Below are 11,022 nucleotides of genomic sequence, written 5' to 3'. Positions count from 1 at the left end.
CCGCCGGAAATTGTGATTCGAATAGCGGCCGGAGAACCAAAATAGACAGGGCCGCTCCACCGGATCAAGTGTGCCTTGGTTCAAAAAAGTGAAATAAAGCCGTTGACTCAGCAAACTCGCGGAAAAGACGGGATAATCAAATTATCCTTATATTTCATAATATTATTCTAGCGCTTTTTGTGGTGCAGCGCGTCGAATCGCGGGAATTGCGCGAGTGCCAAAGATGACAGGGGTGTGAATGAACGATGAAAAGCCCGCTCCGGCGATCCGGAGCGGGCTTTCTATTTCAGCAATCCCTTGGAGGGGATTAGGCGATCGCGCTGACAGCCTTGGTCAGGCGGCCGAATTTGCGGGCGGCAGTGTTCTTGTGCAGCACGCCGCGGGCAACGCCGCGGGCCAGTTCCGGCTGGACGGTCTGCAGCGCGGTGGCGGCGGCAGCCTTGTCACCGGCGACGATGGCGGCTTCCACCTTCTTCACCAGGGTGCGGATCCGGCTGATGCGGGCGCCATTGATTGCGGCGCGACGCTCGTTGCGACGGATGCGCTTCTTGGCTTGCGGCGTATTGGCCATTCTGTTCCTCGGTTCTCGTCAAATCTCTGGAAGAGGCCCGCCGGTGTGCCGACCCGCCTCGTGAAGCTGCGCCCCTTACAGAGGATCGCGCTGGCCGTCAACCGCTCGGACCCGCGCTATTTCTGGCATTTCGGGCAGAAGAAGGTCGATCTCCCCCCATCGACTCGGCGCTGCACCGTGCCACCGCAAGCGCAGAGTCCGCCCTCGCGCCCATAGACGCGCCACTGTTTGGAAAAATAGCCAAGCTCCCCGTCGGGCCGGGCATAGTCCCGCAGGGTGGAACCGCCCGCGACGATGGCGGCGGCCAGCACATCGCGAATCGATTCGACCAGCAAGGCGAGTCGCGGGCGACTGATCTTTCCCGCCGCGCGAGTCGGGGCGATCCCCGTCATGTTGAGCGCTTCGCACACATATATATTGCCAAGGCCCGCGACGATCCTCTGATCGAGCAGGGCTGCCTTGATCGAGGTCGCCTTGCCCTCCAGCACAGCGGCGAATCGGGCGACGTCGAAATCCGGCCCCAGCGGCTCCGGTCCCATGCGGGTGAAGGGGGCGTAGCTGGTCCATGTATCCGACCGCACCAGGTCGATCGACCCGAAGCGGCGCGGATCGTTCAGCGAAAGGAGGCGACCGCCGCCCGTCTCCAGCAGCAGATGATCGTGCGCCCCGATCTCCGCCGGGTCGATGCGCCATCGGCCCGACATGCCAAGGTGAAAGATCATCATGTCCCCCCGATCGGTTTCGATCAGGCCATATTTGGCGCGGCGCGACAGGTTCGTGACGGTCGCCCCGGTCAGGCGCTGGCGCAGATCAACGGGAATCGGAAAGCGCAGGTCCGCGCGGCGCGGCTCGACCCGCGCCAACACCGCTCCCTGAAGGACGGAGCGCAGGCCGGCAATGGTGGTTTCGACTTCGGGCAGTTCTGGCATGGCACCCATGTAGGGACGTACGCCGCTGAGGGATAGGGGCGAGGGACAGGGGCAAATACCCCACGCGCCTTCTCACTGGCATGGCGGTGGAACAGCGGCTAGAGCGATGCCCATGAACGACACAGCATCCTTCGGCTATCGCGACGTCGATGCCGCTGAAAAGGCGGGCATGGTCCGCGCGGTCTTCTCCAATGTCGCGGCCAAATATGACCTGATGAACGACGCCATGTCGGGCGGCGCGCATCGCTTGTGGAAGGATCAGTTCGTGCGCCGGGTGAAGCCCCGCGCCGGCGAACAGATTCTGGACATGGCGGGCGGCACCGGCGACATCGCGTTCCGGATGCACAGGCATGGCGCGCAGGTGACGGTGTCGGATATCAATCCCGAAATGCTGGCCGTGGGCGTCGATCGGGCACAGAAGAAGGGCTATGACGGCCTGATCTGGTCGGAACAGAATGCGGAAGAACTGACCTTTGGCGACCGGGCGTTCGACGCCTATACGATCGCCTTCGGCATCCGCAATGTCACCCATATCGACCAGGCCCTGCGCGAGGCCAATCGCATACTCAAATTCGGTGGGCGATTCTTCTGCCTGGAATTTTCGACCACTACCTGGCCGGGATTTTCAGACGTCTATGACAGCTATTCGCACAAGCTGGTGCCGCAACTGGGCAAGCTTTTCGCCAACGATGCGGACAGTTATCGCTACCTGATCGAATCGATCCGCCGCTTCCCGCCCATGCTCAAATTCGAAACCATGATCCGCGAGGCCGGCTTCGTGAACACCAAGGTCGAGCCGATATTGGGCGGGCTGGTCGCCATCCATAGCGGGTGGAAGATTTGACGCCCGCATGACCGCGCATATCACGCATCTCTGGCGCCTCGTAAAATGGGGGCGCACTCTGGCGCGGCATGGCGCGCTGACCGGTATCGAGCGCGATCCGCTGACCCCGACGCCCGTGCGGCGGCTGGTCCGTATCGCCCGCTTCGGCGCGCGCGTACCCAACCAGCCACGCTATGCCGACGCCTTCCAGGCAATCGGTCCCGCCGCGATCAAGCTGGGCCAGACGCTCGCGACCCGTCCCGACCTGGTGGGCGATCATGCGGCGAACGACCTGCTCCGCTTGCAAGACGCCCTGCCCCCCGTCCCGTTCGAAACAGTCAAGGCGCAGATCGAGCAAAGCTTCAGCCGTCCGCTCGATGCGCTCTACAGCCGCTTCGATGAGGTGCCGGTCGGCGCAGCCTCGATCGCGCAGGTGCACCGTGCGCTTACCACCGACGGTCGCGACGTCGCGGTCAAGGTGATCCGGCCCGGCGTCATCGACCAGTTCAATCGCGACATCCAGACCTATGAATGGGCCGCCGCCCATGTCGAGCAACTGGGCGGCGAACTCGCCCGCCTGCGCCCGCGGCTGGTCATCGCCAATATGAAGCGATGGACCGTGCGCGAACTGGACCTGCGACGCGAGGCGGCGTCGGCGTCCGAACTCAGCGAAGCGATGGAGGCGATGCCAGGATACCGCATCCCTGCGATCGACTGGGACCGCACGACCGGCAAGGTCATGACGATGGAATGGATCGACGGCATCAAGATCTCCGATCGCGATGCGCTGATCGCCGCCGGCCATGATGTGAAGGATCTGGCGGCGCGGCTGGTCAACGCCTTCCTGCGGCAGGCGATCGCGGAAGGATTCTTCCACGCCGACATGCATCAGGGCAATTTGTTCGTGACGCCCAATGGCGACATCGTCGCGATCGATTTCGGCATCATGGGCCGGATCGACCGACGCGCGCGCATGTGGCTGGCGGAAATTCTCTACGGCCTCATCACCGGCAATTACAAGCGCGTCGCCGAAATCCATTTCGAGGCGCAATATGTGCCCGGCCATCATAATGTCGAGGAATTCGCGACCGCGCTGCGTGCCGTGGGCGAGCCGATGCGCGGCAAGCCGGTGCGCGAATTGTCGGTCGGCGGGATGCTCGACGGCCTGTTCGCCATCACCCGCGACTTCGACATGCAGACCCAGCCGCATCTGCTGCTGTTGCAAAAGACGATGGTCATGGTGGAGGGCGTGGCGACCGCGCTCGACCCCGACATCAACCTGTGGGAGACGAGCGGCCCCTATGTGAAGGGCTGGCTGCGCGACGAGCTGGGGCCGGAAGCGAAGGCGGCCGACACGCTGATCGAAAACTGGCGCACGCTCCAGCGGCTGCCGGGCCTGGTCAAGCGGATCGAGGACGCCTTCCCCGAAAAAGGCGGCGCCCCGCCCCCGCCCCCGCTGGGCGAGGTAAAGTTGATGCGCATGGGTGGCGGCTGGCGCTATGTGCTTGTTGCGGCAATCGCTGCGGCGGCTGGCGTGCTCGGCTCCGCGCTCCTATATCTACGACTATGACCCAGCGCATCCTCCTCATCATCTCCGGCGGCATCGCGGCCTACAAGGCGCTCGAACTGGTTCGCACCTTGCGCAAGCGCGGCATCGCGGTGCGGGCGGTGTTGACGGAGAGCGCGGAGAAGTTCGTGACGCCGCTGTCGCTGGGCGTGCTGACCGAGGATCATGTCTTTGGCGACATGTTCGACCTCAAGGAAGAGCGGGAAATCGGGCATATCCAGCTCTCACGACAGGCCGATCTGATCGTGGTGGCACCGGCGACCGCGAACATCCTCGCCAAGATGGCGAACGGCATCGCCGACAATCTGGCGACCACGCTGCTGCTCGCCACCGACAAGCCGGTGCTGGCCGTGCCGGCGATGAATGTGCGCATGTGGCATCACAAAGCGACGCAGCGCAATCTGGAACGGCTCCATGCCGATGGCGTCCATATCCTCGAACCCGACAGCGGCGAGATGGCGTGCGGCGAGTATGGCAAGGGCCGCCTGCCCGAACCGGAGGCGATTGCTGCGGAGATCGAGCGGCTGCTCGCTCTGCCCAGAGGCGCCGATCCGCTGGCGGACCAGCCCGATTTTGCCGGTGATGCGCTGTCGGTTCTCGACAAGCTCGAACCGAACGGAAATTTGACAGACAAGCATATCCTCGTCACCGCCGGGCCGACGCATGAGCCGATCGATCCAGTGCGCTACATCGCCAATCGTTCGTCGGGCAAGCAGGGTTTCGCCATCGCCGCCGCCGCCGCGCGGGCTGGCGCGCGGGTGACTCTGGTCGCCGGGCCGGTGCAGTTGCCCACCCCGCTGGGCGTAGACCGGGTGGATGTCGAGACCGCGCGGCAGATGCTGGCCGCGGTCGAAGCCGCCCTGCCCGCCGACGCCGCGATCATGGTCGCCGCCGTCGCCGACTGGCGCACCGCCGACGCCGCCGAACAGAAGATCAAGAAGGACGGATCGGGCCAGCCCGCCCCGCTCGCCCTGGTCGAGAATCCCGATATCCTCGCGACCCTCAGCCACCATGCCCATCGTCCTGCCCTGCTGGTCGGCTTCGCTGCCGAAACGCAGAAGATCGCCGAACATGCCCAGGCCAAGCTCATCCGGAAAGGCGCGGACTGGATCGTCGCCAACGATGTGTCGGGTGACGTGATGGGCGGCGACGCCAATGCCGTGCAGATCGTCACCACCGACGGCATCGAAACATGGCCTGCCATGCCCAAGGGCCAGGTCGCCGACAAACTCATCGAAAAGGTTGCCCATGCCCTCTCCTCTCGCCCCGGTTGAAATCCTGTTGAAGCGCCTGCCCCATGGCGAGGGATTGCCGGTGCCTGCCTACGCCACCGCCCATGCAGCGGGCATGGACGTGGTGTCGGCCGAGGAACTGACGCTGCCCCCCGGTGGCCGCCATGCCGTGGCGACCGGCTTCGCAATGGCGATCCCGGAAGGCTATGAGGTGCAGGTGCGCCCGCGTTCCGGCCTGGCGCTCAAACATGGCATCAGCCTGCCCAACACGCCCGGCACGATCGATGCCGATTATCGTGGCGAGCTGAAAATCATCCTCATCAACCTGGGCGCCGCGCCCTTCCCCATCCAGCGCGGCGACCGCATCGCCCAATTGGTGGTCGCGCCGGTCCAGCTTGCCAGCTTCGCGGAAGTCGATAGTCTCGACGACACCGTCCGGGGACAGGGCGGTTTCGGTTCGACAGGGGTGTGACGCGATGACGATGCTGCTTTCACTGATGCTGGCTGCGACGCCCGTGGCGGATGCCGCAATTCCCATGCCCCAGGATCTGGGCAGCGTCCCCGTCATCAACGGCTGGCTAGGCCACAAGATATCGCCGCGCTGGTCGGAGGATGTGGCCCGTCTATATCGACACGGCGAATGTAGTGGCGCCGTGAACCATGAAGGCTCACAATTGCTGGAAATCGACATGCTGTTCCTGCTGTCGGGCGACGGCAAGCCGTTGAAGATCGCGCCAGTCAATGTACGCTGCCCGGATGTAGAGAAATTTGTGAGCGGCCGCATCCTTGGCACTCTGCGTAACTCCTTCCCCAAAAGCGGCGCGGCCGAACCGCGCTGGATGCGTTCGCAGGTCCGCTTCCTCTGGTCCGACGCGCCGTGACGCTCAGCGACGATCAACTGGAACGCTATGCCCGGCACATCATCCTCAAGGAGATTGGCGGCGCGGGGCAGACGCGATTGCTGGGCGCCGACGTTGCGGTGATCGGCGCAGGTGGCATCGGCAGCCCGGCGATCCTCTATCTGGCGGCGGCCGGTGTCGGCACGATCCGCGTGATCGATCATGACGCGGTGGCCCTGTCCAATCTCCAGCGGCAGATCCTGTTCGGCACCGCCGATATCGGCGCGCCCAAGGCCGAGGCGACGATGGCCGCCGTGGCGCGGATCAATCCCGACGTAAAGCTGATCCCCATCAATGCCCGGATCGACGCCACCAATGCCGATCTGATCCTGCGCGAAGCGGATGTGGTGCTGGACGGCTGCGACAATTTCGACACGCGGCTGGCGGTCGCCGACGCGGCGCAAAGGCTGCGGATACCGCTGGTGTCGGCGGCGGTCGGCCCGTTCGAGGGGCAGCTTGCCACCTATCGCGGCTGGGAAAAGGACAAGCCCTGCTATCGCTGCCTGGTCGGCGCGCCGGAGGATGCGCCCGAACGCACCTGCGCCGAAACGGGCGTGATCGGCGCGCTCACCGGCACGATGGGCTGCCTCGCCGCGCTGGAGGTGATCCGCGCGATCGTCCCCTTCGGCGCGGACATGGCGGGCAGGCTGCTGATCGCCGACCTGTTGTCCATGCGCTTCCGCACGCTCGACGTGGCGAAGGACCCTGCCTGTCCCGGCTGCGCCGTGGAACTATGCGTTCCTTAAGGATCGTCGTCACGACGGCGGATGCGGAACGGCTGCGCGGCGCGCTGGTGCTGGCGGCAGCGCAGGCGGCCCTGGGGGGCGAGGCTGCGATTTTCCTGCAACTGGATGCCGTAGCGCTGCTGCGCGCGCCGATCGCCGCGCCGCAAGATGCCGCGCATCGGGCAGCCGGATTGCCGCCGCTGGCGATGCTGGTGGAGGAGGCGCTGGGACTGGGCGTCGCGATCATCGCCTGCCAGAGCGGCTTGGCGCTTTCGGGCATGACGACCGATGACCTGCCGGCTACTATCGAGATAGGAGGGCCGGTCGGCTTCCTCCAGCAGACGGACGATAGCGCGCGGCTGCTCTTCGCCTGAACGTCACCGGATGATAGGCAGGTAGCGCCACATCCGGTGCGATGTTTCCGCGCCCGGTATCGCCTTGGCAGACATGTCCGCCGCCGCGTCGGTGCGCAGCCCCGGCAACATGCCGACATGCGCGGCCCCCCAGAAGGCGGCATAGCAGAGCAGCGCGGTCAGCATATAGCGCATCGCCTTCATCCAGCCTGCCTCCTTTCCGGCGCGCGAAACTATCCGCGATGCGCGTTGCGGGCAAGCCGCATCCGGTCAGAAGGGGCTTGCCCAGGCCTTGGCCACATGGGGATCGGACTTGCAGGCCGTGCGCAACGCCTGCCATTGCGCGCCGTCCAGCGCCGGGCGATAGCGCCCGCCCTTGTCGACCGCCTGCTCGAACCGCTTGCGCCGGTCGGCTGAGAGCGGGTGGGAGGATAGCCAGGTCATCGCCTGTTCGGTGCGATCCGCCTCTCCCTTTCCGCCCATGCGCGCGAAGAAGGCGGCCGTACCGGCGGGTGAGATGGCGGCGGCGCGCATCTGGTCGATGGCGACGCTGTCCGCCACGCTTTCCGCATCCCGTCCATAGCTGAGTGAGAGGACACCGTTCAGATAGCCGCCCGCATTGCCGCCAAAGCCGCCCAGCACGGCGCTCAGGCCAAGCTGGCGCACCAGGCCCGTCAGCGTGTCGCGATGGCGGACATGGCCTAGTTCATGGCCCAGCACGCCCGCCACCTCATCGGGCGATCCCGCCTGCTGCACCAGTCCGTCGAACAGGATGATCCGTCCGCCCGGCAGGGTGACGGCGTTGACCAGCGGGATATTGGCCAGCGCGACCTCCCGCGCCTCCCCCTTGGGATCGATCCGCGCCACCAGCGCGCGCAGCGCCGCGTCGCCCGCCGGCGTGTGGCAGAAACGGCCGCCGAAATCGCCGACCATCGCGTCGCCCATCCGATTCTCCCATGCCTTGGGGATCAGCGGCGCGATGAGGCCGGGCGCTTCCAGCGCGCCCCAGACCACCAGCGCGGCAACGATGGTGAACACCCCCGCCGCCCGCCAGAAACCGAACCGGTCGATCCAGCGGCCATAGCGCTCCCCCTTGGGCAGATGCGCGGCGATCTCCGGCGGCGCATCGCCGGAAAAGCCCATGCGCCAGCCGGGGATCGCCCGGTGGCCATAAGCGACGCGGTCGCTTTCCGTGGCGATGACGGTCAGATCGGTCCAGGCGACCGGCTCCCCGGTCCAGCCGCTCTCGGACTCCTCCAGCCGGAAACCCCCGTCGTCTGCATCCAGCAGCACGACAGAACGCCGCACCGCGCTCCGGCCGTCATAATGCCACGGGCGAAAATCGCTCATGGATCAGAAGGCGCCGACATCCAGCGCGTCGAGCAGCCCTTCGCCATGGCGCGCGACCCTGGTCTGCGACTGGGTCAACTCGTCGGTATAGATTTCACCGGTCACGCCCATATGGGTGATGAAGAATTTCCAGTGGCGATATTGCAGGAAGATCGCCCCGATCCCCAGCGTGCAGACAACCAAGGCGAAGTCGCCCAGAAACAGATTGATCCATTCCTTCGTGCGCGCGTAGAAATGAAAATTCAGTCCCGACAGCGACAGCCCGTCGACCGCAACGCGGAAGAATTTGGCGTAGAAGGCCAGCGCAATCAGGCCCAGCGCCAGATAGAAGGTGATCGGGACCAGCGCGATCAGCAGAATCGCGCTCACGGGCGGCGGCGTTCCCTGTTCCAGGCGCGGCATCATCGGGACAATCCAGATGGCCGCGAAGGCGCCGATGGCGACGAGGATGAAGGGGAACAGGTAGAAGAGCAGGAACCGCTTGAAGGTCGGCCCGTGGTCGCCCGCCGCCTCGAACATATGCGGGCCGAAGCTCATCTTGTTCCAGCGCTCGTTCCACAGCGACATCATCGACCAGGGGATCATCAGACCCAATGCGAGGCTGCCGACCAGGCTCTTCCACATATAGGACAGGCCATAGCCGAAACCCGGATTGTCGCTGCCGCCCCGGATGCCGTGCCACCAGGTACGGCTTAGGCGATAGCGCAGCGCGCGGAAGCGGGCGAGGCCCGCCATGTAGAAGATGACCAGGAAGGCAAGGATCGTCAGGATTCCCGCCAAGCCATTTTGCCCCCGCAGGATGAGCGCCTGCGCCCCGAACTGGATGAAGAGGAAGGGAAGACCGATCAGCAGCACCGCCATCAGGAAACCGACGAACAATTCCTTGCCCGTGCCCGTCCATTCCAGCCGGTCGTCGATGAAACGGCTGTTCGCCCAGAGGTATCGCCGCGTCCGTGTGGTCGCCCAGAATCGATAGACGCCCAGCGTGACGATGGTCAGCAGCAAATTGGTGAAGGCGATCGGCGCATAGTCCCGCCAATTGCCCTCAAAGGCGAAACCGTCCCGCCCGACCTGTTCTTCGTCCATGACACCCCCGGATCATTCCCCGGACGACAGAAGACAGTGAAGCATCGTCGTGGTCAAGTCGGCACCCTATTAATCGCGCAGGAAAATCTCCTCGATCGCCAAGCCGAACAGGTCGGCGATGCGAAAGGCGAGCGGCAGCGAGGGATCATATTTGCCGGTCTCGATCGCATTGATGCTCTGGCGCGAGACACCGAGCCGTACAGCAAGATCGCTCTGATTCCAGTCCCGCTCGGCCCGCAATATCTTGAGCCGGTTCTTCATGCCCGCGCGCCCGGAAAGAGAGGCGCGAGCAGCAGGCCCAGATTCCAGAGGATGAATGCGGAATAAGCCGGAGCATGAGGCGCCAGGCCCGATCCTTCGAGCAGCCCCCAGACGGTCGCCACCACCAGCAGGAAACCCGTCGCGATCAGCGCGCGGCGGGCATGGAGCAGGCGCAAATATTCGTCCGTTTCCTCCACCAGCAGGCGACCCATCGCCCATACAAAGCCGATCAATGGCGGTGCCGGCAGCAGGGCGACCAGGATCGCCGCCAGGCCGGTAGGATGCCATTCGCGCTGGATGATGATGGCCGCAATGACCGTGACCACATTGGCGGCAACGAGCGGAACGGCCCGCCGGATATAACGGGCGATCGCCGTGGCCGGGACCGCACCGGCGAGGCGCAACGCTTCCCATCCCAGCCAGCCCAGCGCCAGTAGGCCGGGCAGCATCAGCGGCAATTTGGCGTAGCCGCTGATGGTCAGAATATTGGCGGCCACCCCCGCCCCGACCATCAACAGGGTGAAGGCCGCGGCGGCACAGACGATTCGCCAGGGAAATCGAAAAACGGGCTCTGGTTGCATCGGAATTCCACCTCCAGCTTCGTTAAAGTCAAGCGACCTTTACAAAGCTGGAGATGAATAGTCAATGATACTTTACATTTTGTCGCTGAACCTTGTCAGAACTGGCCGTAACGCTCGTTCCCCACAAAACCCAGCTTGGTCACGCCCGCGCGCTTGATGTCGGCCAGCACCGCATCGACGGCCATGTAGCGGGCGGCCGCGTCGGGCTGGAACTGCAACTCCGGCTCGACCGGCCTCCGCAGCGACGCGGCCAGATATTGGCGCAAGGTCAGCCGGTCGATCGCCGCGCCGTTCCAGCGGATCACGCCGTCCGCATCGATGCCGACCTTGTTCTTGATCGGGTTCATTTCCATCGGCAGTTCCTGCGTCTGCCCCGGTAATTCCACGGCCACGCTGTGCGTCTGGATCGGGATGGTGATGATGAACATGATGAGCAGCACCAGCATCACGTCGATCAGCGGCGTCGTGTTCATTTCCGCCATCGGGATGGCCCCATCCGGGCCAGTGGGTTTTGCGAAGCTCGAAGCCATACATCCCTCCTGTTGAAATATGATATAACAACACATGAATGATGCGCCGCGCCGCGCAACTTGGCAAGAGGGCTTCTGGAGTCTTTGCCTGCCGCGTTCCGCGAGCCACCGGCTG

Annotated in this window: 15 protein-coding genes; 7 read left to right on the top strand and 8 right to left on the bottom strand. The window is 64.7% G+C overall.

The annotated features are described in order from the left end of the window. Positions 1 to 307: 307 nt before the first annotated feature. Both rpsT and mutM read right to left on the bottom strand, forming a co-directional pair. Positions 308 to 571: a 30S ribosomal protein S20 gene (rpsT, locus tag MOK15_RS16400; protein WP_242932581.1), complete on the bottom strand. Its 264-nt coding sequence runs from the start codon at positions 569 to 571 to the stop codon at positions 308 to 310. A 116-nt stretch (positions 572 to 687) separates the two neighbouring features. Next, on the bottom strand, positions 688 to 1,500 hold the full coding sequence (gene mutM, locus MOK15_RS16395; protein ID WP_242932798.1) for a bifunctional DNA-formamidopyrimidine glycosylase/DNA-(apurinic or apyrimidinic site) lyase: 813 nt from the start codon (positions 1,498 to 1,500) through the stop codon (positions 688 to 690). A 112-nt stretch (positions 1,501 to 1,612) separates the two neighbouring features. Here mutM and MOK15_RS16390 point away from each other — a divergent pair, with 112 nt between their 5' ends. From MOK15_RS16390 to MOK15_RS16360, 7 genes are read left to right on the top strand one after another with little or no spacing between them, the layout of a single operon-like run. Beyond that, a complete protein-coding gene (locus tag MOK15_RS16390; protein ID WP_242932580.1) occupies positions 1,613 to 2,344 on the top strand; it encodes a class I SAM-dependent methyltransferase in 732 nt (243 codons plus the stop codon). A 7-nt stretch (positions 2,345 to 2,351) separates the two neighbouring features. Next, positions 2,352 to 3,893, top strand: a complete 1,542-nt coding sequence (gene ubiB / locus MOK15_RS16385) for a 2-polyprenylphenol 6-hydroxylase (protein WP_242932579.1) — start codon at positions 2,352 to 2,354, stop codon at positions 3,891 to 3,893. Further along, complete coding sequence (locus MOK15_RS16380; protein ID WP_242932578.1) at positions 3,890 to 5,164, top strand: bifunctional phosphopantothenoylcysteine decarboxylase/phosphopantothenate synthase; 1,275 nt, start codon at positions 3,890 to 3,892, stop codon at positions 5,162 to 5,164. The genes ubiB and MOK15_RS16380 overlap by 4 nt, the downstream gene beginning before the upstream one ends. After that, entirely contained in the window at positions 5,139 to 5,594 is a 456-nt protein-coding gene (dut, locus tag MOK15_RS16375) for a dUTP diphosphatase (RefSeq protein ID WP_242932577.1), read from the top strand. The genes MOK15_RS16380 and dut overlap by 26 nt, the downstream gene beginning before the upstream one ends. Positions 5,595 to 5,598: 4 nt before the next feature. Beyond that, positions 5,599 to 6,003, top strand: a complete 405-nt coding sequence (locus MOK15_RS16370; protein ID WP_242932576.1) for a hypothetical protein — start codon at positions 5,599 to 5,601, stop codon at positions 6,001 to 6,003. Then, positions 6,000 to 6,767: a HesA/MoeB/ThiF family protein gene (locus tag MOK15_RS16365; protein WP_242932575.1), complete on the top strand. Its 768-nt coding sequence runs from the start codon at positions 6,000 to 6,002 to the stop codon at positions 6,765 to 6,767. Before MOK15_RS16370 ends, MOK15_RS16365 begins: the two co-directional genes overlap by 4 nt. Then, on the top strand, positions 6,755 to 7,120 hold the full coding sequence (locus tag MOK15_RS16360; RefSeq protein WP_242932574.1) for a DsrE family protein: 366 nt from the start codon (positions 6,755 to 6,757) through the stop codon (positions 7,118 to 7,120). The genes MOK15_RS16365 and MOK15_RS16360 overlap by 13 nt, the downstream gene beginning before the upstream one ends. Before the next feature lie 3 nt (positions 7,121 to 7,123). Here the strand turns inward: MOK15_RS16360 and MOK15_RS16355 are convergent, their stop codons facing one another. The 6 genes from MOK15_RS16355 to MOK15_RS16330 all read right to left on the bottom strand — a co-directional run bounded on the left by MOK15_RS16355 (position 7,124) and on the right by MOK15_RS16330 (position 10,907). Continuing rightward, entirely contained in the window at positions 7,124 to 7,303 is a 180-nt protein-coding gene (locus tag MOK15_RS16355) for a hypothetical protein (RefSeq protein WP_242932573.1), read from the bottom strand. Positions 7,304 to 7,369: 66 nt separating this feature from the next. Next, positions 7,370 to 8,449: a M48 family metallopeptidase gene (locus tag MOK15_RS16350; RefSeq protein ID WP_242932572.1), complete on the bottom strand. Its 1,080-nt coding sequence runs from the start codon at positions 8,447 to 8,449 to the stop codon at positions 7,370 to 7,372. Positions 8,450 to 8,452: 3 nt separating this feature from the next. Continuing rightward, positions 8,453 to 9,535 (bottom strand): YjgN family protein, encoded by a 1,083-nt coding sequence (locus MOK15_RS16345; RefSeq protein WP_242932571.1) that lies wholly within the window; start codon positions 9,533 to 9,535, stop codon positions 8,453 to 8,455. Positions 9,536 to 9,604: 69 nt separating this feature from the next. Beyond that, on the bottom strand, positions 9,605 to 9,796 hold the full coding sequence (locus tag MOK15_RS16340; RefSeq protein WP_242932570.1) for a helix-turn-helix transcriptional regulator: 192 nt from the start codon (positions 9,794 to 9,796) through the stop codon (positions 9,605 to 9,607). Beyond that, positions 9,793 to 10,377 (bottom strand): hypothetical protein, encoded by a 585-nt coding sequence (locus MOK15_RS16335; RefSeq protein ID WP_242932569.1) that lies wholly within the window; start codon positions 10,375 to 10,377, stop codon positions 9,793 to 9,795. The genes MOK15_RS16340 and MOK15_RS16335 overlap by 4 nt, the downstream gene beginning before the upstream one ends. A gap of 95 nt (positions 10,378 to 10,472) precedes the next feature. After that, on the bottom strand, positions 10,473 to 10,907 hold the full coding sequence (locus tag MOK15_RS16330; protein WP_242932568.1) for a biopolymer transporter ExbD: 435 nt from the start codon (positions 10,905 to 10,907) through the stop codon (positions 10,473 to 10,475). Positions 10,908 to 11,022: the final 115 nt, after the last annotated feature.

The organism is Sphingobium sp. BYY-5, assembly GCF_022758885.1.
Classification (GTDB): domain Bacteria; phylum Pseudomonadota; class Alphaproteobacteria; order Sphingomonadales; family Sphingomonadaceae; genus Sphingobium.
Note: the sequence above shows the minus strand (reverse complement) of the source record. Positions and strands in the feature narration are given on the sequence as shown.